20 protein-coding genes are annotated in these 21,867 nt (G+C 62.5%); 13 read left to right on the top strand and 7 right to left on the bottom strand.

Features of this window, described 5'->3' with window-relative positions:
• From EOC93_RS06350 to EOC93_RS06325, 5 genes are all read left to right on the top strand, one after another.
• Positions 1–238, top strand: a 238-nt coding sequence (locus EOC93_RS06350) for a hypothetical protein (RefSeq protein ID WP_164759058.1), incomplete at its 5' end; no start/stop codon positions are given.
• A 182-nt stretch (positions 239–420) separates the two neighbouring features.
• Entirely contained in the window at positions 421–1,794 is a 1,374-nt protein-coding gene (locus EOC93_RS06345; protein ID WP_029352996.1) for a 3-deoxy-7-phosphoheptulonate synthase class II, read from the top strand.
• Between the two features lie 532 nt (positions 1,795–2,326).
• Positions 2,327–2,746 (top strand): GFA family protein, encoded by a 420-nt coding sequence (locus tag EOC93_RS06335; protein ID WP_095485580.1) that lies wholly within the window; start codon positions 2,327–2,329, stop codon positions 2,744–2,746.
• 75 nt (positions 2,747–2,821) lie between these two features.
• Positions 2,822–3,181 carry a diacylglycerol kinase gene (locus EOC93_RS06330; protein WP_095485357.1) on the top strand — a complete coding sequence of 120 codons (360 nt, stop codon included), beginning with the start codon at positions 2,822–2,824 and terminating at the stop codon, positions 3,179–3,181.
• A gap of 40 nt (positions 3,182–3,221) precedes the next feature.
• A complete protein-coding gene (locus EOC93_RS06325) occupies positions 3,222–3,806 on the top strand; it encodes a hemerythrin domain-containing protein (RefSeq protein WP_095485356.1) in 585 nt (194 codons plus the stop codon).
• A gap of 3 nt (positions 3,807–3,809) precedes the next feature.
• On the opposite strand, the gene EOC93_RS06320 is transcribed toward EOC93_RS06325, so the two are convergent.
• On the bottom strand, positions 3,810–4,406 hold the full coding sequence (locus EOC93_RS06320) for a DedA family protein (protein ID WP_095485355.1): 597 nt from the start codon (positions 4,404–4,406) through the stop codon (positions 3,810–3,812).
• Positions 4,403–4,966: a DUF1003 domain-containing protein gene (locus EOC93_RS06315; protein WP_095485354.1), complete on the bottom strand. Its 564-nt coding sequence runs from the start codon at positions 4,964–4,966 to the stop codon at positions 4,403–4,405. Before EOC93_RS06315 ends, EOC93_RS06320 begins: the two co-directional genes overlap by 4 nt.
• A 90-nt stretch (positions 4,967–5,056) precedes the next feature.
• Here EOC93_RS06315 and EOC93_RS06310 point away from each other — a divergent pair, with 90 nt between their 5' ends.
• From EOC93_RS06310 to gltX, 5 genes are all read left to right on the top strand, one after another.
• Positions 5,057–5,770, top strand: coding sequence for a DNA-3-methyladenine glycosylase I (locus EOC93_RS06310; protein WP_095485353.1), 714 nt, complete (start codon positions 5,057–5,059; stop codon positions 5,768–5,770).
• 139 nt (positions 5,771–5,909) lie between these two features.
• A complete protein-coding gene (locus EOC93_RS06305) occupies positions 5,910–7,625 on the top strand; it encodes an NAD+ synthase (RefSeq protein WP_127204153.1) in 1,716 nt (571 codons plus the stop codon).
• 55 nt (positions 7,626–7,680) lie between these two features.
• Positions 7,681–8,094 (top strand): GNAT family N-acetyltransferase, encoded by a 414-nt coding sequence (locus EOC93_RS06300; RefSeq protein WP_127204152.1) that lies wholly within the window; start codon positions 7,681–7,683, stop codon positions 8,092–8,094.
• Positions 8,095–8,583: 489 nt separating this feature from the next.
• The gene (locus EOC93_RS06295; RefSeq protein ID WP_127204151.1) at positions 8,584–10,389 is read left to right on the top strand and encodes an ABC transporter ATP-binding protein; all 1,806 of its coding nucleotides are present in this window, start codon (positions 8,584–8,586) and stop codon (positions 10,387–10,389) included.
• Between the two features lie 134 nt (positions 10,390–10,523).
• Positions 10,524–11,897, top strand: coding sequence for a glutamate--tRNA ligase (gltX, locus tag EOC93_RS06290; RefSeq protein WP_127204150.1), 1,374 nt, complete (start codon positions 10,524–10,526; stop codon positions 11,895–11,897).
• On the opposite strand, the gene EOC93_RS06285 is transcribed toward gltX, so the two are convergent.
• The 3 genes from EOC93_RS06285 to EOC93_RS06275 all read right to left on the bottom strand — a co-directional run bounded on the left by EOC93_RS06285 (position 11,815) and on the right by EOC93_RS06275 (position 16,456).
• On the bottom strand, positions 11,815–13,011 hold the full coding sequence (locus EOC93_RS06285; RefSeq protein WP_127204149.1) for a DUF2865 domain-containing protein: 1,197 nt from the start codon (positions 13,009–13,011) through the stop codon (positions 11,815–11,817). The genes gltX and EOC93_RS06285 overlap by 83 nt on opposite strands.
• An 85-nt stretch (positions 13,012–13,096) precedes the next feature.
• Entirely contained in the window at positions 13,097–15,421 is a 2,325-nt protein-coding gene (locus tag EOC93_RS06280) for an NADP-dependent malic enzyme (RefSeq protein WP_127204148.1), read from the bottom strand.
• A 201-nt stretch (positions 15,422–15,622) separates the two neighbouring features.
• Positions 15,623–16,456, bottom strand: coding sequence for a LysR family transcriptional regulator (locus EOC93_RS06275; protein WP_245461381.1), 834 nt, complete (start codon positions 16,454–16,456; stop codon positions 15,623–15,625).
• Between the two features lie 144 nt (positions 16,457–16,600).
• Here EOC93_RS06275 and EOC93_RS06270 point away from each other — a divergent pair, with 144 nt between their 5' ends.
• On the top strand, positions 16,601–17,515 hold the full coding sequence (locus EOC93_RS06270) for an alpha/beta fold hydrolase (RefSeq protein ID WP_245461380.1): 915 nt from the start codon (positions 16,601–16,603) through the stop codon (positions 17,513–17,515).
• A 244-nt stretch (positions 17,516–17,759) separates the two neighbouring features.
• Here EOC93_RS06270 and EOC93_RS06265 read toward each other — a convergent pair whose 3' ends face one another.
• The gene (locus EOC93_RS06265) at positions 17,760–18,539 is read right to left on the bottom strand and encodes an SDR family oxidoreductase (protein ID WP_127204146.1); all 780 of its coding nucleotides are present in this window, start codon (positions 18,537–18,539) and stop codon (positions 17,760–17,762) included.
• A gap of 119 nt (positions 18,540–18,658) precedes the next feature.
• On the opposite strand from EOC93_RS06265, the gene EOC93_RS06260 reads away from it, so the two are divergent.
• Both EOC93_RS06260 and EOC93_RS06255 read left to right on the top strand, forming a co-directional pair.
• Complete coding sequence (locus EOC93_RS06260) at positions 18,659–19,480, top strand: UDP-2,3-diacylglucosamine diphosphatase (protein WP_127204145.1); 822 nt, start codon at positions 18,659–18,661, stop codon at positions 19,478–19,480.
• A gap of 127 nt (positions 19,481–19,607) precedes the next feature.
• Positions 19,608–20,825 carry an MFS transporter gene (locus tag EOC93_RS06255; protein WP_127204144.1) on the top strand — a complete coding sequence of 406 codons (1,218 nt, stop codon included), beginning with the start codon at positions 19,608–19,610 and terminating at the stop codon, positions 20,823–20,825.
• On the opposite strand, the gene dgcA is transcribed toward EOC93_RS06255, so the two are convergent.
• Positions 20,796–21,779 (bottom strand): N-acetyl-D-Glu racemase DgcA, encoded by a 984-nt coding sequence (gene dgcA / locus EOC93_RS06250; RefSeq protein ID WP_127204143.1) that lies wholly within the window; start codon positions 21,777–21,779, stop codon positions 20,796–20,798. The genes EOC93_RS06255 and dgcA overlap by 30 nt on opposite strands.
• Positions 21,780–21,867 lie beyond the last annotated feature (88 nt).

Raw genomic sequence — 21,867 nt, 5'->3', positions numbered from 1 at the left:
GGCCAATGTCGAAAAGCTCGATGCCGGGCCAAAGGGGGTCGTCATACATTTCCGCAAGCGCGAGTTTTCCAATCCTGTCGGGCTGGTCACGTTCATCGGCGAGCAGGGCTCGCTGGCCAAGATCCGGCCGGATCACAGCGTCGTCTTCAGCCGCGACTGGTCTACGCCCGAAAAGCGGCTGGCGGGGTCCGCCGTCGTCATGACGCAGCTGGCAAGATTGGCGGAGAAGGTGGCTTAACACGGCGTCGGCTTGAGCCTTTCGCCGCAAACATTCCGACGCTTTTTCGCCGCGGCCGCCATTCGCCACACGTCCAAATCCGGTCTAGAATAGGAAATCGGCTTCGTGTATGGAGCCGCGATCCCATATTGGGGTGAAATGGCGGGCGATAGCACCCGCTGGAAAGAACGTTGGGTGCAACGATGACGAAATGGTCGCCGAATTCGTGGAGAGCAAAGCCGATCCAGCAGGTTCCTGCCTATCCGGATCTTGCCGCGCTGAAGAACACGGAAGCCCAGCTCGCCACCTTTCCGCCGCTGGTTTTTGCAGGTGAGGCACGCAAGCTGAAGAAGCAGCTTGCGACCGTCGCTGCCGGTGACGCATTCCTTCTGCAGGGCGGCGATTGCGCCGAGAGTTTTGCCGAGCATGGCGCGGACAACATCCGCGACTTCTTCCGCGTCTTCCTGCAGATGTCCGTGGTGCTGACTTTCGCCGGCGCGCAGCCGGTGGTGAAGGTCGGTCGTGTCGCCGGCCAGTTCGCCAAGCCGCGCTCGTCCGACAACGAGACCAAGGGCGGCGTGACGCTGCCCAGCTATCGCGGCGACATCATCAACGGCATCGAGTTCGACGCCAAGTCGCGCATTCCCGATCCCGCACGCCAGGAGATGGCCTACCGCCAGTCGGCGGCGACGCTCAACCTGTTGCGCGCCTTCGCCCAGGGCGGCTACGCCAGCCTGGAGAACGTGCATCAATGGATGCTGGGCTTCGTGTCCGACAGCCCGCAGGGCGAGAAATACGAGTCGCTCGCCAACCGCATCACCGAGACGATGGACTTCATGAAGGCTGTCGGCATCACCTCGGAGACCAATTACGCGCTGCGCGAGACCGACTTCTACACCAGCCACGAAGCGCTGCTGCTCGGCTATGAGGAGGCGCTGACCCGCGTCGATTCAACCTCAGGTGACTGGTACGCCACTTCCGGACACATGATCTGGATCGGCGATCGCACGCGCCAGCCCGACCATGCCCATGTCGAATACTGCCGTGGCATCAAGAACCCGCTGGGCCTGAAATGCGGCCCGTCGCTGACGCCGGACGGCCTGTTGCAGCTCATCGACCTGCTCAATCCGGAGAACGAGCCCGGCCGGCTGACGCTGATCGCGCGCTTCGGCTCCGACAAGGTCGCCGACCACCTGCCGAAGCTGCTGCGCGCGGTAAAAAAAGAAGGCCGCAGCGTGGTGTGGTCGTCGGACCCGATGCATGGCAACACCATCGAGGCCGCCGGCTATAAGACGCGGCCGTTCGACCGCATCCTGAAGGAGGTGCAGACCTTCTTCGAGGTGCATCGCGCCGAAGGCACGCATCCGGGCGGCATCCATATCGAGATGACCGGCAAGAATGTCACTGAATGCACCGGTGGCGCCCGCGCCATCACCGCCGAAGAGCTGCAGGATCGCTACCACACCCATTGCGACCCGCGCCTCAACGCCGACCAGGCGATCGAGCTGGCATTCCTGGTCTCGGATCTGCTCAAAAAGAGCCACCCGGTCCAGCACAAGCAGGCCGTGAACGGCTGAGGCTGTGATGGTTGCCGACTGATCTGCAACTGCCAATCTCCAACGCTGGCGATTAGCCTTAAGCCAACATGCCTTCGTCATCCTGGGGCGTAGCGACGCGAAGCGGAATGCAGACCGCAGGATCCATGCCGTTACATCAGCCGAAGAATGCAGCGGTTCGGAATAAAACTGCTGCGTAGCGATCCTTCGCGCCGGCATCAAAGGTTCTGCACCGCTGCACCCGGTTGTGCTGGGCGGCGGCAAGCCGTACTTCCAGTCCGGCCTGTCGCTGACGTTGAAGCCGCTTGGCACGGAAAGCCTTACCCAGGGCGTGACGCTGCTGCGCTACGCACCCGCCGGTTAGTTGTGGCCCGACATCGTTTTTAGCCAGGGTTCGGTCAGCGCCCGCGCTCCCAACCGCAAACCGTGCTGTGCGGAACATGCCCGCCGAATGTCGCATTTGCTTGGGCACAGTCGCTGCAAAACTGGAATCCTGACAACGATGCCGATGCCATGGATGGCGATTGGGATGGCGATTTCGTTGGAGGCCGAGATGGATGACAATCACAGCGGATCATGCCTGTGCGGAGCCGTGCGCTTCAGGACGCGGGGTCCGCTGCGCGGTGTCGTCTATTGCCATTGTTCACAGTGCCGGAAGCAGACCGGGCATTTCGTTGCCGCAACCGCTGCCAAGGACGCCGACATCGATATCGAAGGGAAGGATGCGCTCGCCTGGTATGGTGCTTCCGATGTGGCCAAGCGCGGGTTCTGCAGGACCTGCGGTTCGCTGCTGTTCTGGAAGCATGGCGAACTGGACTCAATTTCGATCATGGCCGGCTCCTTCGACAGGCCATCCGGCCTTTCCGGCCAAAGCCATATCTTTGTCGGCGACAAGGGAGATTATTATTCGATCGACGATGCGCTGCCGCAGTTCGAAAGGTCGGCCCCGTCGATCAAGGTCGCCGACGAATGATTTTTGCAGCGATCGCCTTATTCCCTTGATCCGGCCATTGCGCTATCCCCTGCCGGTGATTCGGAAAGGTTTGGTATGCAGCGGCTGATCGATGCTTTCTTCAATTCGGTGCGGGCGTTTCAGAAATTGGCCGCCAGCGAAAAAGCCTTCCAGCAGGAGCTGATGCTGCTCGTGCTGGCGCTGCCGCTCGGCTGGTTTGTTTCGGTGTCGTGGCGCGGCTATGCGCTGCTGATCGGCTCGGTGCTGCTGCTGATCATGGTCGAAGTGCTGAACACCGGCATCGAGGCGGCATGCGATGCGTTCAGCCGGGAGTTCAACGTCGATATCCAGCTCGCCAAGGATTGCGGCTCGCTGGCGGTGCTGATTTCGGTGGTGATCGTTGCCGGCGTCTGGGGCATCGCCATCATCGAGCGAATCTTGGGGCTACCGATCTAGTATCTCACCTCTTATATGACGGTCACCAAAGGAGACCGTCATGGGTGAAGGTGCCGATTTTCTGCTGCTCGAGCGGGCAGGCCTGCCGGACGATCTGGGCTGGCTGACTGAGAAATATCCGCGCGAGACCTGGCAGGCACATTCCAACATTCACGGCATCGCCACCATGTGGCTGCAGCGGCACGACATGTTCCGCGAGCTCGGCGGCATGCTGACCAATGGCATTGGCGACTATCGCGAGGGCAGGCTGACAGCGCCGGAGTTTGCGCGCTGGTTCGCGCCGCGCCTCAACCATTTTCTCGGGAATCTCGACGGCCACCACAATGTCGAGGACAATCATTATTTTCCGGTCTTCGCCAAGGCGGAGACAAGGCTGAAACGCGGCTTCGAGATTCTCGATGCCGATCATCACACGATCCATGAGGGGCTGGAGCGCAATGCCGAGACGGCGAACGCCTTCATCCGCACGCTTCAGGAGAGCGAGGACAAGCAGCGCTTTGCCGCCGATGCCTATGCCGACGAGAACAGCCGCCTGATCGCCATGCTGACCCGGCACCTTGCCGATGAGGAAGATTTGATCATTCCGCTGATCCTCGATCGTGGCCGCGCGCTCGGCATCGACTGATCCTCACGTCTCCTTAGCGTCCTTGACACGTTCTTTCTTGGCGACATGGTGGGCGATGAACCAGCCGAGGACGGCGGCTGCCAGGCCGATGGCCAGAGCGATCAGCAATCGCTCGTGACGGGCAAGCGCCTGGCCGACGATTCGCTCCGCGCCCAGCCCGAAGACATAGCCGATGGCGGCGAACAATGCGGCCCAGATGATCGATGAAATGGCGTTGAGGATGACAAAGCGCGCCACGGCGATGCCGGACAATCCAGCCGCGATGCCGCCGACCAGCCGCAGGCCATAGATAAAACGGTTCGACAGCACGAAAATGTCGGGATGGCTGGAGACGAGACGATAGGCGTGACTGAAGCCTGGCCGACCCCTCAATTTAATCACGAGCGGATGGTCGGCGAAGCTTCGGCCGAGGGTGAAAAAGAAGGTGTCGCCGACAAAGGCGCCGAAGGCAGCCGCGAGAAAGGCCTGCCACAGGACGAAGACATGCTGATGCGCGAAAAAACCGCCAAGGAGGGCGGCACTTTCGCCCTCGGCGATACAGCCCAGAAAGACGGCAATCAGCCCATATTGCTCGATGAGATTATGGATGGCATCCGTCATGGACGCGTCCGCTGCTTCGACAGAATCTCGTCGATCCGCTTCACCTGTTCGGCCAGTTGCGCAATCTCGTCGCGCATGCCGACGATCTGGCTGTGGCGCAGTTCGTCCAGCTTCTCATGCAACGCCATGATCTCGATCTCGGCCTTGAGATTGACCTCGTAGTCGTGCGCGGCATCGATACGATCGCGCTCGGTCTGGCGGTTCTGCGCCATCATGATCACCGGCGCCTGCAGGGCCGCGACCATGGAAAGCACGAGGTTGAGGAAGATGAAGGGATAGGGATCAAAGGCGTCGCGCGTCAAAAGCCAGACATTGCCCGCAGTCCACAGGATCAGGAAGGCAATGAATGTCAGGATGAAGGACCACGAGCCGCCGATCCGGGCGATGGTGTCGGCGAGGCGGTCGCCAAACGTCTGGTGAAAGGCGACAGCCTTGTTGGTATCCTTGGAGATCGTGGTGCGCTCGAGCGTTGATTGCAGCACCCGGTTTTCAAGTGCGCTGAGGCCGTCCGGCTTTCGCTTCAGCCAACGGTTTGCCAACTCTTCGATCGTCTTGTTCATCGTCGCCTCCGTCGTCAGCGTCCGCGATAGACCTAGAGGCTGCCGGTTCGCACGGGAAGTGGTAGATTGACGCGATAAGGTGAGGAAACAATGATGGATTTTCAGAAAGTCCGCGCCCGCGCGGCCAAACGCAAGGGCGGGGAAGCTGCGCTGGCGTCGCTGCTGGGTCCCATGCCTGACAACGCCGCGGTAGCTGACATTACCGACGACCGCATCCTCTCGACCATGGCCGAGCGTGTTTTCGCGGCTGGTTTCGTTTGGCGCGTCATCGAGCAGAAATGGCCGGGTTTCGAAGAGGCGTTTCTCGGTTTCGAGCCGAAGCGGCTGTTGTTCCAGCCTGACGATTTCTGGCACGAACTGACGGCCGACAAGCGCATCGTGCGCAATCCGCAGAAGATCAAATCCGTCCGCGACAACGCGGCCTTCGTCGAGCGGGTATCGAAGGAGCATGGCGGCTTCGGCAAATTCCTCGCCGATTGGCCGGCCGACGATCAGGTCGGGCTGATGGCCTATCTCGGCAAGCATGGCAGCCGGCTCGGCGGCAACACCGGCCAGTATTTTCTGAGGTGGCTGGAATGGGACGCCTTCATCGTCTCAACCGACATGGCGGCGGCGCTGCGCGACGCCGGCCTGGACATCGCCGAAAGCCCGACCTCGAAGAGGGATCTCGACAAGATCCAGAACCAGATCAATGCCTGGGCGGCGCAAACCCGGCTGCCGCGCCGGCATATTTCGCGCATTCTGGCGATGTCGATCGGCGAGAACCACTCGCCGGAGGCACTGCGCGAATATATGGGCGAATAGGCCGCGATCGATCCGTTGATCGGTCTGACACGATCGACATTCGTCGATCGGTCTGACACGAATGACATATGTCATTCGGTCTGGGTGGTCCAAATGAACGCCATTGCCCGGCGAATTCTGTCGCGCTAAGTCAGCAGGCATGACCGACAACACCGCTTCCGACATATTGCGCATCGCCGTCGCCCAGCTCAATCCGACGGTTGGCGACGTCGCCGGTAATCTCGCAAAGGCGCGCGAGGCGAGGGCGGATGCCGCTCGCCAGAGCGCCGACCTCGTGCTGTTCACCGAGCTTTTTCTTGCTGGGTATCCCCCCGAAGACCTGGTGCTGAAGCCGGCGTTCCTGAAGGCCTGCGAGCGGGCGGCGAAGGATTTCGCTGGTGATACCGCCGATGGCGGGCCGGGCGTCATCATCGGCACGCCACTGAAGCGCAAGAGCGGCACGCACAATTCGATCATCGTTGCCGATGGCGGCAAGATCCTTGCCGAGCGCTACAAGCTCGATCTGCCGAACTACGGCGAATTCGACGAGAAGCGCGTCTTCCAGGCTGGTCCTGAAATCCAGGGACCGGTCAATTTCCGCGGCGTGCGCCTGGGAATTCCGATCTGCGAAGACATATGGGGCGATGTCGGCATGTGCGAGACGCTGGCCGAAAGCGGCGCGGAAATCCTGCTGGTACCGAACGGCTCGCCCTATTATCGCGGCAAGGTCGACGTTCGCCACCAGATCGTCATCCGCCAGGTCATCGAATGCGGATTGCCGATCATCTACGCCAATCAGCTTGGCGGCCAGGACGAGCTGATCTTCGATGGTGCGTCGTTTGCTATAGGTTCTGACAAGACGCTGGCCTTCCAGATGAGCCAGTTCGAGGAGACGGTCAACGTCACCACGTGGAAGCGGAACCGCGCCGCCGCAGGCGCGCGAAGTGGAAATCACTCCGAGGGCTGGGTCTGCTCCGAAGGACCGATGTCGAAAATCCCGGAAAAGGAGGAGGCTGACTATCGCGCCTGCATGCTGGGCCTGCGCGACTACGTCAACAAAAACGGCTTCAAGAATGTGGTGCTCGGCCTTTCCGGCGGCATCGATTCGGCGATCTGCGCCGCACTTGCCGTCGATGCGCTCGGCGAGGAACGGCTGCGCGCCGTGATGATGCCTTACCGCTATACCTCGAAGGATTCGCTGAAGGATGCCGAGGATTGTGCCCGCGCGCTCGGCTGCCGCTACGATATCGTGCCGATCTTCGAGCCGGTCGAGGGATTCCTGCATACGCTGACGCAGCTTTTCGAGGGCACCAAGGAAGGCATCACCGAGGAAAACCTGCAGAGCCGTGCGCGCGGCACCATTTTGATGGCGATCTCCAACAAGTTCGGCTCAATGGTGGTCACCACCGGCAACAAAAGCGAGATGTCGGTGGGCTACGCCACGCTCTATGGCGACATGAATGGCGGCTTCAACCCGATCAAGGACCTCTACAAGATGCAGGTCTACGCGCTGTCGCGCTGGCGCAATACGCACGTGCCGCCTGGTGCGCTAGGCCCTTCCGGCGAGGTGATCCCGAACAACATCATCGACAAGGCGCCGTCGGCGGAACTGCGCGAGAACCAGACGGATCAGGATTCGCTTCCGCCCTATCCGGTGCTGGACGACATCTTGGAGTGTCTGGTCGAGAACGAGATGGGTGTCGACGAGATCGTTGCCCGCGGCCACGACCGGGCGACGGTGACGCGCGTCGAGCACCTGCTCTACATCGCGGAATACAAGCGCCGGCAGGCAGCGCCCGGCGTGAAGATCACCAAGAAGAATTTCGGCCGCGACCGCCGTTATCCCATCACCAACCGGTTCAGGGATGGCGGATAGGCGCCGTTTCTCGCCCCTGTGAAATGGCTGGGGCCGGATGCTCAATGGGATAGCCATGCCTGATTGTGAAATCAGCTTCGACGTGTCGCGGATTGACTTCCGGGCGACCTCCGACCTGCTGATGGCAAGCTATTGGGGCAGCGGGCGCAGCGACGAACTTCACCGCCGCGCCTTTGCCAACTCGCTTTGCGTTGGTGCTTATGCCGACGGTAAGCAGATCGGCTTTGGCCGGGCGATCACCGACCGCACGGTGTTTGCCTATCTGGCCGATATCATCATCTGGCCGGAATATCGCGGGCGAGGCATCGGCACGCGGCTTGTCCAGGCGCTTATCGATCATCCGGATTGCAAGACAGTCACCCATTGGAGCCTGTCGACGAATGATGCCCATGCGGTCTACGAGAAGCTTGGTTTCAGGCCGTCCACCGATGGCCGCTATATGCGTCTCGACCGCATTTCGACCGCCTGAACGAGGAAATTGCACAACCCGCGATTGTTGCAAAAACGTCTCACTGGTTGGACCAGATGCGCTTTCGGTCGCTCGCTGGCTTGGCGTGGCGGTGAGGCATCTCTATAAACGCCTTTCCGCGATTCCTACGCATCGGCCCGAAAATCGGCATCGATTTTCGGAAAGCACGATGCGCAGATTCAAAGTTAGAGCGTACTTTGTGCGTCCGAATGGACGCATGTCGCTCTAACGGGAGGACCGAATGGCAGGATTTGACATCGTTATGCGAGGCCGCGAAGCCTAGGTCTCAGAAGGCGCGCCGGAAGGTTTTCACCTTCACGCCCAAGCCCATCTGACATCAGGCGTTCGTCGATGCCGGTCGCCGCCCGTCTTCGGGCGAGCCGCCAAATATGCCGAACCTCCGCATTCCCGGGCGCTAATTCGCCCAACGCGGGTTTTTTCAATTTTCGACCTTACCGGGACCGGGTTCGCTTGCGCCCGAATGACATCATGGCTCGTTTTCAGATAGATTTGCGCGCGGGCGCCTTTCGCAGCGTCCTTGGCTTCACGCTTAGCCATTGGCGGCGCCAGCCGTGGCGGCTTACGCTCATCATGGGCACGTTCCTGCTGTCGACCTTGGCCGACGTGCTGACGCCGCTCTATTCGGGCCGGCTGGTCGACGCCGTTGCCAGCAGCGCTGCGGCCGACGATGTCGCGTGGAATGCGGCGATGGCGGCGTTTTCCATGCTGGTGGCGCTGGCGCTCACCGGTGTCGTGCTGCGCAACCTCGCCTTCATGGCCATCGTGGAGCTGACCCTGAAGATGATGGCGGATATCGCCGCCGACGCCTTCCACCGCGTCCAGCGCTTCTCCACCGACTGGCATGCCAACAGCTTCGCCGGGTCGACCGTGCGCAAGATAACGCGCGGCATGTGGGCGCTCGATCTGCTCAACGACACGATCCTGATCGCGCTGCTGCCGTCCGTCGTCATGCTTGTCGGCTCGACGCTGCTGCTCGGCTGGTTCTGGCCGCTGATGGGTGCCGTAGTCGCTGCAGGCTCGGTGCTGTTCATCGCGGTGACGGCGCTGCTGTCGCTTGGCTATGTCGCGCCTGCGGCAAGGCTTGCCAACGCATGGGACACGCGCCTGGGCGGCTCGCTGGCCGACGCGGTGAGCTGCAACGCCGTGGTCAAGGGTTTTGGCGCCGAGGAACGCGAGGAAACGCGCCTTGCCAAGGTCGTCGCCAGATGGCGCGCCCGCACGCGCCGCACCTGGGTGCGCGGCACCGTCAACGGCACCACGCAAGGGGCGATGCTGCTGCTTCTGAGAACCGCGGTGATCGGATTTTCGCTGCTTTTGTGGGCGTGGGGGCAGGCGAGCGCCGGCGATGTTACCTTCGTACTGACCTCGTTTTTCGTGCTGCAAGGCTATTTGCGCGACATCGGCACGCATATCCGCAATTTGCAGCGCTCGATCAACGACATGGAGGAACTGGTCGACTTCCAGTCCGAGCCGCTCGGGATCGAGGATGTGCCCGGCGCCAAGCCGATCCGCATCACCGACGGCCGCATCAGCTTCGACGATGTCACCTTCCACTATGGCAGCCACCGCCTGCCGCTCTATCGCGACTTTTCGGTGGATATCGCGCCGGGCGAACGCGTCGGGCTGGTCGGCCATTCGGGCTCGGGCAAGACGACCTTCGTCAAGCTGATCCAGCGCCTTTACGACGTGAATGCGGGAACGATCCTGATCGACGGCCAGGATATTTCCGGGGTGGCGCAGGCGTCGCTGCGCGGGCAGATCGCCATCGTCCAACAGGAGCCGATTCTGTTCCACCGGTCGCTGGCCGAAAACATCGCCTATGCCCGGCCGAGCGCCACGCAAGCCGAGATCGAGCATGCGGCGCGGCTGGCCAGCGCGCACGACTTCATCGTCGATCTGCCGAAGGGCTACGGCACGCTGGTCGGCGAGCGCGGCGTGAAACTGTCGGGTGGCGAGCGCCAGCGCGTGGCGATCGCGCGGGCTTTCCTCGCCGATGCGCGGATCCTCATCCTGGACGAGGCGACGTCGAGCCTCGATTCGGAATCGGAGGTGCTGATCCAACAGGCGATGGAGCGCTTGATGGTCGGCCGTACGACGCTGGTCATCGCGCACCGGCTTTCAACGGTGCGGGCGCTGGACAGGCTTCTGGTGTTCGATCGCGGCCGCATCGTCGAAGAGGGTTCGCATGACCAACTGATCCGGCTGCAAGGCGGCATCTACCGCCGGCTGTTCGAGCGCCAGGCGCTCGAATTGACCAAAGGGCTGGCGATCTGACGGGTTACAGCGCCGCGTGTCTTAATGGACACGCGGCGCTGCCGCCTTTTCATCGCCTTCGTCATGTTCTATGTCTGCCGCTGAGCGCGGGGGCGTGTCTTGTCAATACGAAAACCATCCGGTACGCCCAGCCCATGACAGTTACCGTCCGTTTCGCCCCATCACCGACCGGCCGCATTCATATCGGCAATGCGCGCACCGCGCTGTTCAACTGGCTGTTCGCCATGAACAACAAGGGCCGCTTCATCCAGCGTTTCGACGACACCGACGTCGCGCGCTCGACGCAAGAATTCTCCGACGCCATTCTCTACGACCTGCATTGGCTGGGCATCTTTCCTGACGCCACGGAATACCAGTCACGGCGCTTCGAGATCTACGATGCGATGGTGGAGAAATTGAAGGCGGCGCGCCTTCTCTATGCCTGCTACGAAACCCCGGAAGAGCTCGATCTCAGGCGAAAGGTGCGCCGCACGCGCGGCCTGCCGCCGGTCTATGGTCGGGAGGCGCTGACGCTGACACCTGAGCAGGTCGCCGAATACCAGGCAGATGGCCGCCGGCCGCACTGGCGCTTTCTCCTGCCCAATTTCAGCAGTGATCCCTTAGCGCCGGAGCGCACCGAAATCCACTGGAACGATCTGGTGCGCGGCGAGGAAACCGTCGATCTTGCCTCGCTTTCCGATCCGGTTCTGCTGCGCGAGGACGGCACCTATCTCTACACTTTGCCTTCGGTGGTCGACGATATTGAGATGGGCATCAGCCATGTCATCCGCGGCGACGACCACGTCACCAATACCGGCGTGCAGATCGCGCTGTTCCAGGCGCTGGGTGCCGAGCCGCCGGTGTTCGGCCACCATAATCTCTTGACCACCGCATCGGGCGAGGGCCTGTCGAAGCGGAGCGGCGCGCTCTCGATCGAGAGCCTGCGCGAGACCGGCATCGAGCCGATGGCCGTCGCCTCGCTGGCCGTGCTTGTCGGCACCTCGGAAAATGTCGTGGCGGTGCCTGACATGGCCGAGCTTGCCCGGCGCTTCGATCCGGCCGCGACGTCGAAATCTGCCGCCAAGTTCGATCCGGACGAGCTCTTCGTGCTCAATCGCACACTGCTGCACCATATGCCGTTTTCCGAGGCGCGCGACCGACTGATCGTGCTCGGCATCTCCGGCGAACAGGCCGAGCCCTTCTGGCTGGCGGTGCGCGGCAATCTCGACAGGTTGGCCGATGCAGCGATCTGGTGGCGCACACTTCGCGACGGCCCGCAGGAGCAGCCGGACTTTTCCGATATCGACCGCGATTTCCTTCGCCAGGCGTTCGATCTTTTGCCGGAAGATCCCTGGAACGGGTCGGTCTGGAAGGAGTGGACGGGCAGGATCAGGGAAGCGACCGGCCGCAAGGGCAAGGCGCTGTTCATGCCGCTCAGGCTGGCGCTTACTGGACAGCCTTCGGGGCCGGAGCTTGCAGACCTGTTGCCGCTGCTGGGTCGGGAAGGAACGCTGGCCCGACGGCCCTGACCTTGCGCTGCTCCGGCGGCAGCAAGGTCGTCGGCAAGGGCTTTACGGCGAGACGCTTGATGGCTTCGCGATCGAGCCCGCCTTCGACATTGGCCAAAGTCTCGGGGTCGGCGCCTGGATCGGGTTTGGCGACCGGTACCGGAACGAACGGCGTGGTCTCCACGTCGGCCTCGGACTGCTCCGGGCTTGGCGGATTGCCGGCGACGATCTCGAAATTCCGTCCGGCGTTGCAGCCGCAGGCCGGCTGGCGCGATGTTTCGGGCTGCTTGTAGAGATAGGCGGTCGGCAGTTCGCTGTAGGGCCTGCCGGTTATCGAAGACGTCATGTCAGCCGAATCGTCACCAATGCCGCGCGTATAGAACACCTGCATCTCGGTGCCGGGGCAGCTCGAATCACAATTCTTCTGGTCGCGCTCGAAATCGCCCAGCGAGGCGGCGTTCGACATCGGGAAGAAATAGCCGTCGCAGGTGCGCACGCACATTGTGCGGAATTCGCCGCCAAGACGTGGCAGGTCCATGCCGTCTGGCCGATTGATCATGGCGCGGATACCGCGTTGTTCATCGGGATCGCTCGGCTCATCCAGCGCATCGGGCTGACTTCTGGCGTCGCCCAAAAGCCGATCGAGCAGATTTCCTTTGCCGTTTTCACGGTTCGCTTCGAGGACAGGGGCACGCCTCGAAGGCACGGCGCTGTCGCGGCATCCATTGGCGTCGAGCGAGGCCAGTATGCGCGCTCGATCACGTCGCGAGCCGCCGCCGGCGAGCTGCGCGCGCTTGACCTGCAGGGCATCGAGATTGGCGTTCATGCGGTCGAGCGTGGCCTCGAGTGCAGCGCATGCGTTGCGATTGCGGCCGACCAGCGAAAAGCCGCAGCCGGCGCTGTCGAACTGGCGGCTTGCCTTTGAAATCTGCTCGCGCTGCCGCATGATCGCGTCATCGTATTTCCTGAGCAGAGCCGGCTTGCCACCGCCGCCACGCGCAGCGGCCGCGAGATCGGTCTCCAACTGGCGGCAAACACGGGAGGCGGCCTGCGGCTCCGTGACGGCAAAGCTTGATAACGCCAGGGCACCGAGCAGTACGGCGGCATGCGTCAGCTTCCACCCTCCGCGCGTCATTCGTCTGAGCTCCGTTTACCCGACCGTCGAGAAAGCTACCGCGTTTGTGGTTAACTGTTTGTTCAGCTTACCGTGAAAGCCCGCTCTAGCCCAGATTTACGACCGCCTGCGCCTTGTGAGCTGCTTCGACCACGGCGAGCGCCGTCATGTTGACGACGCCGCGTGACGTCACCGACGGCGTCAAAATATGCGCCGGTTTGTCGGTGCCGAGCAGGATCGGCCCGACATGCAGCGCGTCCATCATCGTGCGCAGCGCGGTGAGCGTGATGTTCGCCGAATCGAGATTGGGGAACACCAGCAGATTGGCCTCGCCCTTCAGCCGCGAATGCGGATAGACGCGCTGGCGCAGCTCCTCCGACAGAGCCGAGTCGGCATGCATCTCGCCGTCGCATTGCAGGTCTGGCGCGATACGCGCCAGGATCGCCGCCGCTTGCCGCATCTTGAGCGCGCTTGGCGAATCGCGCGAGCCAAAATCCGAATGCGACAGCAGGGCGGCCTTGGGCTCGATGCCGAAGCGCTGGATTTCTTCGGCCGCCAGCACCGTCATCTCGGCGATCTCCTCGGCCGTCGGATCGACGGTGACATGGGTGTCGGTGAGGAAAATGATGCCGCGCTGCGAGATCAGCATGGAAAGCGTCGACAGGTCGTGATCCCTGATACCGGCGCGCGGGCCAATGATCAGGGTGACATTGCGCAAATGCCGCTCGAAACGTCCTTCCAGGCCGCAGACCATGGCGTCGGCGTCGCCACGCTTGAGGGCAAGTGCTGCGATCACCGTGTTGTCGGTGCGCACCATGGTGCGCGCGGCTTCCGTCGTCACGCCGCGCCGGCCGGCGAGCTCGATCAAAAGATCGACATAGTGGCGATAACGGGGATCGTCCTCCGGATTGATCAGGCCGAAGTCGACGCCCGGCTTGATGCGCAGCCCGTAGCGTTTCAGCCTGACCTCGATGACATGCGGTCGGCCGATCAGGATTGGCTCGGCTATGCCTTCTTCCAGCACTACTTGCGCGGCGCGCAGCACGCGCTCGTCCTCGCCGTCGGCATAGATGACGCGCTTGGCGTTCGATGTCTTGGCCATCGTGAACACCGGCTTCATGACCAGGCCGGAGCGGAAGACGAAGCGGTTCAGCGTGTCGATATAGACCGTCATATCGGTGATCGGCCGTGTTGCGACGCCGGTGTCGCAGGCGGCCTTGGCCACCGCCGGCGCGATGCGCAGGATCAGCCTGGGGTCGAAGGGCGAGGGGATCAGGAAATCGGGCCCGAAGATCGGCGTTTCGCCGGAATAGGCGCGGGCGGCGACATCGGATGGCTCTTCGCGGGCAAGGGCTGCGATCGCCCGCACCGCGGCCATCTTCATCTCTTCGTTGATGGCGCTGGCGCCGCAGTCCAGCGCGCCACGGAATATATAAGGAAAGCAGAGTACGTTGTTGACTTGATTGGGGAAATCCGAACGGCCGGTGCAGATCATCGCATCGGGCCGTGCAGCTCGTGCTACTTCCGGCATGATCTCGGGATTGGGGTTGGCCAGGGCCAGGATCAGCGGCTTTGGCGCCATGTTCTGGAGCAATTCCGGTTTCAGCACGCCGGCGGCCGAAAGACCCAGGAACACGTCGGCGCCGGGCAGCACATCGGCCAGCGTGCGCGCCTCGGTATCTTTCACGTAGGGGTCTTTCCAGCGGTCCATCTCGTCGACGCGGCCCTTGTAGGCGACGCCGAAACGGTCGGTGACCCAGATGTTTTCGACGCGCGCGCCGAGCAAAACCAGCAAGTTGAGGCAGGCAAGGGCCGCAGCTCCGGCGCCGGAGGTGACGATCTTGATGTCTGAGATCGTCTTGCCGGCGAACTCCAGCCCGTTGAGCACGGCGGCGGCGACGATGATCGCGGTGCCGTGCTGGTCGTCATGGAAGACCGGTATGGCCATGCGGGCCTTCAGCCGTTCCTCGACCTCGAAGCATTCGGGCGCCTTTATGTCCTCGAGGTTGATGCCGCCGAAGGTCGGCTCCAGCGCCGAGATCGTCTCGACCATGCGCTCGATGTCAGGCGCGTCGATCTCGATGTCGAAGACGTCGATGCCGGCGAACTTCTTGAACAGCACCGCCTTGCCTTCCATCACCGGCTTGGAGGCGAGCGGGCCGATATTGCCAAGACCGAGCACGGCCGAACCATTGGAGACGACGCCGACCAGATTGGCTCGCGCCGTGTAGTCAGCGGCGGTTGCTGGATTGTCGCGGATTTCCAAACAGGGCGCCGCGACGCCGGGCGAATAGGCAAGCGCCAGGTCGCGCTGGTTGCCGAGCGGCTTGGTTGCCTGGATTTCAAGCTTTCCAGGCCTTGGATGCTTGTGAAAATAGAGGGCGGCTTCGTCGAGGTCCGACCGGGCTGCTTTTTTGCTTTCGCCTTCCATACGGGCCTCCCTGCGATCCTACCTTGACGCCCTTTTAGCATGCAGCGTTGGTTTTTCACGATGCCAAATGACGCAACCGCCAATTAGGCGGAAGAATCATCAAAAACTCATCTATGTCAGATTGTTGCAATGAAATTCTCACCTGCCGTGTCGCGGCCGGCGCGGCTGTCATCGAGCGCCTCGCGCGGCCGGGTGGTCCGGTCAAGTCGCGTCTGGACGACCATCAAGAAGTCTCCAGACGCTATCGACAATGGTCGGCCGTGGCCGCCGTTTCGCAATCACGGCAAGTGGCCACGCTGGCAGCGATACGCCGGTGATCGGTGCATAGCGGACGCCCCGAAACATAAGGCGCTGTGTCGATCGTGGCAGCAGGGCCGCGCCCAAGCCGGCGGACACGAGCGAGAGCATGGTTAGTGCCCGCGTTGCCTCCTGGACGATCCGCACGTCGAGGCCAGCCTTGGTGAACGTGTCCATGATGCGGGCATGGAGCGCCGGGCCTTGTGCAGCCGGAAACATGATGAGCCCATGGTGGGCAATGTCCGCCAGCGTCACCCCGTGTGTCTGCCGGTCATCTGGCAGAACGGCGACGAGATCTTCAGCAGGATAGTCATGGACGTCGAGACGTTCGTCGGTCCCGAGCGGTGGATGCACGAAACCGACGTCGATCTCACTGCGCGACAACGCCGCAATCTGCTCATTGGTGGACGCCTCGATGAGCTTTGGACGGATGTCCGGATATTTCTCGCGAAGCCGAGACAGGAGATGCGGCAGATGCTCGTAGAGAGCCGCCGAAACGAAGCCGACCCTGATCTCGCCAGCTTCGCCGTCATGCGCTGCGCGGGCGATGTGAAGCGCCGAATCGGCGTGCCGCACGGATGCCCGAGCCTCGTCTACGAAGGCCGAGCCTGCGCGCGTCAGGGTTAGGCGGCGGTTGGCTCGCTCGAACAGCTTGACGCCGAGCTCCTTCTCCAGACGCCCGATCGATTGACTAAGCGGAGGCTGCGCCATGGCCAGCCGCAGGGCTGCACGCCCCATATGCAATTCCTCCGCAACAGCGAGGAAATGTCGCAAATGCCGAAGTTCCATATCTTGATGATATCAAAAATCATTGAACACGTCATCGATAGGATATCGAATAGCTGACAGTCTTTCCGGAACGCAATTGCGACCGGAGATATCATGATGTCCCACTTTACCGTCCTCCCCCTCGTGCTCACAGCAGCCATGATGGCCGCCGCTCCAGCATCGGCAGGAGTGCCGGATCTCGTCCGGGTCGACAGGTTCGTCGAACTTCGGACGGGCGAGCGCCTCTTCGTCCGGGAGGTGCGCCGTCCTGGCGCAGCGTCCGAAGCCAACTCCGCCGTCCTCCTCATCCATGGCGCACGCGTGCCCGGCGTTGCGTCCTTCGATCTGCCCGTTGCGGGCGGATCGCTTGCCGCCGACCTCGCGGCTGACGGGCATCTTGTCTATGTCCTGGATATTCGCGGCTACGGCGCATCGAGCCGCCCTGCGGCCATGAACAGGCCGCCCGACCAGTCCGCTCCTCTGATCCGCACCGAAGACGTCGTGGCGGATATTTCCGCAACGGTCGACGCCATCGCCAAATGGAGCGACGTTTCAAGGGTCAGCCTCGTCGGCTGGGCCACCGGCGGGCATTGGGCCGGCGCTTATGCCAGCCGGTTTCCGCAGACGGTTGATCGGCTCGTCCTCTACAACACCCTGTATGGAGGCTCAGACCGGCATCCCACCCTTGGTACCGGCTCGCCGCTTGAAAATCCCGACCGGCCTGGGACGTTTAGTATCCAATCGTTCGGCGGTTATCGGCTGAATACACGTGCGACCCTATTCAACGCCTGGGACGACAGCATCCCGGTCGCGGACAAGGCTCAGTGGCGCGATCCCGCGGTGACGGCGGCCTATGGTGATGCGGCACTCGCCTCCGACGAGACGGCGTCGACGCGCCAGCCGCCGAGTTTCCGGTCACCGAGCGGCGCCATGGCCGACAGCTTCGAACTGGCATTCGATCGCCGGCAATGGTCTGCCGCGGCACTCACCATGCCAGTGCTCGTCATCCGCTCCGGACGGGATTTCTAGAGCCGGCCGGAGGATGCGAAGACAATCGTAGACGAAGCACCAAAAGCGGAACGTCTGGACATCCCGGACGCCACGCACTTCGTCCATCTCGACCGCGAGGCCGCAGGACGGGGCGTGTTCCTCGACGCTGTGAAGCGGTTTCTCGGTCGCCCGGAGGGATGAACCATGAAGGGTCGTTCATGTGTCCTGCGGGAGCAGCAGCTGCACCAACAGTGTCATACTGGCCGCTCCTTGCGCCGCGCGATCAGAACGCGCTGACATAGGCGCCGCCGTCGACCGGTATGTTCTGCCCGGTCAGGTAGCCGGCATGGACCGAGCACAGGAAGGCGCAGATCTGGCCGAATTCCTCTGGCGTGCCGAGCCGCTTGGCCGGAACGTTGGCTGCTGCCTCGGTCTTGCGCGCGGCGGCGGCAGCCGGATCTTCGGGAGTGCCGGCTTCGTGCGGGGGGCGCAGCCGGTCGGTGTCGATCTTGCCCGGCAGCATGTTGTTGATCGTCACATTGCGGTCGATCACCGTCCGCGCCACGCCGGCAAGGAACGACGTCAGGCCGGCGCGTGCGCCGGACGACAGATCGAGGCCCGGAATGGGAACATAGACCGACAGCGAGGTGATGTTGACGATGCGGCCGAAGCCGCGCTCGGCCATGCCGTCGATCACAGCCTGAACCAGTTCGACCGGGGTCACCATATTCTGGGTGACGCCTTCGAGAATCTTTTCGCGGTCGAGCTCGCGGAAATCGCGAAACGGCGGTCCGCCATTGTTGTTGACGAGGATATCGGGATCGGGGCAGGCGGCAAGCAGCGCCTTCTGCACCTCGCGCTTCGACACGTCGCCGACGATCTCGGTCACCTTGACGCCAAATCTTTCGCGCAGTTCGGCGGCGGTCTTTGCCAGTTGGTCGGCGTTGCGCCCATTGATGACCAGATCACAGCCGGCCTCGGCCAGCGCCATGGCGCAGCCCCGCCCAAGGCCCTTGCCCGAAGCACAGACGATGGCCTTTTTTCCGCGTATACCGAGATCCATGGCGATTTCTCCTCTGATTTGCGCGGCAAACTAGCCCTTTGGCTGGACCAATCGCAACCGTCATACGGTTGTTGCATGAATCGGGGCATAGCCAACGCGAAAGCAACGGTGAGAATCCCATGCCTGGCGCAGAGCCCCGCACTTTCCGCAGCATGTTCATCTCCGACGTCCATCTCGGATCGAAGGCTGCTAAGGCCGAGTTCCTGATCGATTTCCTGCGCCATCACGACGCCGATATCATCTATCTCGTCGGCGATATCGTCGACGGCTGGCGGCTGAGACGGAGCTGGCACTGGCCACAGAGCCACAATGACGTCGTCCAGAAATTGCTGCGCAAGGCACGCAAGGGCGCCACCATCACCTACATCGCCGGCAATCACGACGAGTTCGCGCGCCAGTTCCAGGGCGTGCATTTCGGCGGCATCGTCGTCGCCGATCGCGCCACCCACGAGACCGCCGACGGCAAACGTTTTCTTGTCATCCATGGCGACCAGTTCGATACCGTCGTCCACAATGCGCGCTGGCTCGCCTATCTCGGCGACTACGCCTATGACGGGGCCATGCTCGTCAACCGCGTGGTGACGCGGCTTCGCCAACTGCTTGGCCTGCCTTACTGGTCGTTTTCGTCCTGGGCCAAGGTCAACGTCAAAAAGGCGGTGAATTTCATCGGATCGTTCCAGACCATGCTGACCGAGGAAGCGCGCCGTTCGCATGTCGACGGCGTGATCTGCGGTCACATCCACCACGCCGCGATCGAAAACTACGAGGATGTGCAGTATATCAACACCGGCGACTGGGTGGAGAGCTGCACCGCGGTGGTCGAACATTTCGACGGCCAGATGGAGATCCTGCACTGGGCGCACGTCCTGCCGGAGGCGCCGGTCGGCAGCGAGCTGCTGGTGCCGATCGACATCAAGGGCAGGGCGGTCCAGGCGGCCTGACCAACCCGACCTCAACTCCCTCTAATCGATTAGTCCACGCGGTTCCGCCGACTTTTTCAGCATGTTATGAGATTGCGTGCGCTGCAGGCCGACTCAGCCCAACGGAGCGCCGACGGATTGCCCGCTGATGTCCTCCCTGCCGCCGCTTTCACCTGAACAGCTCGTCAAGCCGCGTCATTTCGAACTGCGCATGGGCCTGATTTTCTTCACGCTTTTCGTGCCGCTGGGGACGCATTTGCCATATTTCCCGCTGTGGCTGCAGGCGGAAGGTTTTGATGCCGAGCAGATAGCGGTCATTCTCGCAGCACCAATGTTCCTGCGTGTGGTGACGACGCCATTGCTGACGGCACTGGCAGACAGGGCGAGCGACCGCGCCCACGTCTATGTCGCGCTGATGGCCGCATCGCTGGCGCTGTCCGCGGGTTATTTCCTGACGCCGACCTACGCCATCGTGCTCGCCGTCTCGCTGGCGCTCGCTGTCGTCTGGACGCCGCATTCGCCGATCGCCGATTCGCTGGCGCTGTCGGGGGTGCGCCGCTTCGGCTCCAACTACGCAAGCATGCGCAAATGGGGATCGATCTCCTATCTGTGCGCAAATCTTGCGGGCGGTTTCATCCTGTCGCGGACCGGCGCCCAGGCTGTTCCGATGATCATTTTCGTGGCGTTTGGCGCTGCACTTGTCGTCGGACTGATCGCGCCGCGGCTCGGCCCCCCCCGCCGTGCTTCGCCGCTTTCGGCGACCGACATTCAGCAATCGGCACCAAAACTCCTCAACGCCTATTTCCTGTATTTCTCCATCGGCGTCGGCGTCATCACCGCCAGCCACGCATTTCTCTACGGCTTCGTGTCGATCTACTGGAAATCGATCGGCATCGGCGATCAGGTTGTCGGGCTGCTTTGGGGTTGGGGTGTGGTGGCCGAGATCGGCATGTTCATGATCTTCACCCGGGTTTTCGGCTCCTTCTCGGTCGTGTCGATCATGGTGATGGCCGGAATAGGCGCGATCGTGCGCTGGATTGCCTTCCCCTTGGTCTGGCCGCTCGGCCTTGGGGTTGCCGGATTTTTCGCAGTCCAGACGCTGCACGCGGTTTCCGTGGCGCTGGTCCTGATCGGCTTGCAAAAAATGATCGGCGAGACGGTCGCGGAGGAACGCACCGGGGCCGCTCAAGGCATCGCCTATTTCTCCAACGGCTTTTTCACGGCCGTGGTGACGCTCATGTCCGGCCCTCTCTATGACCGCTTCGGCGTGGATGGGTTTTTTGCCATGATCCCGATCGCTCTGATCGGCTTGGCGCTGATCGGATTTGCAGCGCGTTCAGCCCCACAGCGCCGTATCGGGCGGTGACACCAGCGAACCTTGGTAGACGAGACCGGGAACACGGTCGCGGGCAAGCAGCAGCGGACCGTCGAGATCGACGAAATCGGCATCCTGCGCCAACAGCACGGCCGGCGCCATGGCAAGCGACGTGCCGACCATGCAGCCGACCATGACGCCAAAACCCAGTTCACGGGCGCGGTCGCGAAGGACGAGGGCTGCGGTCAAGCCGCCAGACTTGTCGAGCTTGATGTTGACGGCGTCGTAGAGGCCGACAAGCGAGGCAAGGCCCTCTGCCTCATGCACGCTTTCATCGGCGCAGATCGGCACCGGATGCGCGATGTGGCGAAGGATGCCGTCACGGCCCGCAGGCAGCGGCTGTTCGATCAGCGCGATGCCGTGCTCGGCGGCAAAGGCCAGGTTTGCAATGACATTGTCGTCCGTCCAGCCCTCATTGGCGTCCAGTATGATACGGCTCGCCGGTGCTGCCTCTCTTACCGCGCGGATGCGGGCCATATCGTTGTCGCCGCCGATCTTGACCTTGAGCAGCGGCCGCGCGGCATTGGCGCGGGCCTGCGCCGCCATCGCTTCGGGCTCGCCGAGCGACAGCGTGTAGGCCGTCTCGATCGCCCTCGGCGGAGCCGCGCAGATGCTGGAGGCGACCGGCTTGCCTGTGATCTTCGCCTCCAGGTCCCACAGCGCGCAGTCGATGGCGTTGCGCGCCGCACCTGCCGGCATGGCGTCGAGCAGCGCGGCCCGGCTGATGCCGTCTTCAATCTGCTCTCGCATCGCCTCGATTGCATCGCGAACACCGTCCATGGTCTCGCCGTAGCGCCTGTAGGGGACGCATTCGCCCCGCCCGCTATGCTCGGCTTGGCTGATAGTGCAAGCGATCACCTCGGCCTCGGTCTTCGAGCCGCGCGAAATGGTGAAGGTTCCGGCGATGGGAAAGCGCTCGGACTCGACCGAAATGACACGCGCCATATTTTTCTGCTCCGGCTGTGCGACAACGAGCTTGTCGGCAAATCGACAGGTGGGTTCCGTCAGGTTAAACAGATTGGCCCGTCAGGCT

It is taken from the genome of Mesorhizobium sp. M6A.T.Ce.TU.002.03.1.1 (assembly GCF_003997275.1).
Lineage (GTDB): Bacteria > Pseudomonadota > Alphaproteobacteria > Rhizobiales > Rhizobiaceae > Mesorhizobium > Mesorhizobium mediterraneum.
This window is presented reverse-complemented; position numbering and strand designations above follow the sequence as displayed.

Coding starts and splice junctions, on each gene's coding strand:
- EOC93_RS06345 (WP_029352996.1), top strand. CDS start 421: ATGACGAAATGGTCGCCGAATTCGTGGAGAGCAAAGCCGATCCAGCAG.
- EOC93_RS06335 (WP_095485580.1), top strand. CDS start 2,327: ATGGATGACAATCACAGCGGATCATGCCTGTGCGGAGCCGTGCGCTTC.
- EOC93_RS06330 (WP_095485357.1), top strand. CDS start 2,822: ATGCAGCGGCTGATCGATGCTTTCTTCAATTCGGTGCGGGCGTTTCAG.
- EOC93_RS06325 (WP_095485356.1), top strand. CDS start 3,222: ATGGGTGAAGGTGCCGATTTTCTGCTGCTCGAGCGGGCAGGCCTGCCG.
- EOC93_RS06320 (WP_095485355.1), bottom strand. CDS start 4,406: ATGACGGATGCCATCCATAATCTCATCGAGCAATATGGGCTGATTGCC.
- EOC93_RS06315 (WP_095485354.1), bottom strand. CDS start 4,966: ATGAACAAGACGATCGAAGAGTTGGCAAACCGTTGGCTGAAGCGAAAG.
- EOC93_RS06310 (WP_095485353.1), top strand. CDS start 5,057: ATGATGGATTTTCAGAAAGTCCGCGCCCGCGCGGCCAAACGCAAGGGC.
- EOC93_RS06305 (WP_127204153.1), top strand. CDS start 5,910: ATGACCGACAACACCGCTTCCGACATATTGCGCATCGCCGTCGCCCAG.
- EOC93_RS06300 (WP_127204152.1), top strand. CDS start 7,681: ATGCCTGATTGTGAAATCAGCTTCGACGTGTCGCGGATTGACTTCCGG.
- EOC93_RS06295 (WP_127204151.1), top strand. CDS start 8,584: ATGGCTCGTTTTCAGATAGATTTGCGCGCGGGCGCCTTTCGCAGCGTC.
- gltX (WP_127204150.1), top strand. CDS start 10,524: ATGACAGTTACCGTCCGTTTCGCCCCATCACCGACCGGCCGCATTCAT.
- EOC93_RS06285 (WP_127204149.1), bottom strand. CDS start 13,011: ATGACGCGCGGAGGGTGGAAGCTGACGCATGCCGCCGTACTGCTCGGT.
- EOC93_RS06280 (WP_127204148.1), bottom strand. CDS start 15,421: ATGGAAGGCGAAAGCAAAAAAGCAGCCCGGTCGGACCTCGACGAAGCC.
- EOC93_RS06275 (WP_245461381.1), bottom strand. CDS start 16,456: ATGGGGCGTGCAGCCCTGCGGCTGGCCATGGCGCAGCCTCCGCTTAGT.
- EOC93_RS06270 (WP_245461380.1), top strand. CDS start 16,601: ATGATGTCCCACTTTACCGTCCTCCCCCTCGTGCTCACAGCAGCCATG.
- EOC93_RS06265 (WP_127204146.1), bottom strand. CDS start 18,539: ATGGATCTCGGTATACGCGGAAAAAAGGCCATCGTCTGTGCTTCGGGC.
- EOC93_RS06260 (WP_127204145.1), top strand. CDS start 18,659: ATGCCTGGCGCAGAGCCCCGCACTTTCCGCAGCATGTTCATCTCCGAC.
- EOC93_RS06255 (WP_127204144.1), top strand. CDS start 19,608: ATGTCCTCCCTGCCGCCGCTTTCACCTGAACAGCTCGTCAAGCCGCGT.
- dgcA (WP_127204143.1), bottom strand. CDS start 21,779: ATGGCGCGTGTCATTTCGGTCGAGTCCGAGCGCTTTCCCATCGCCGGA.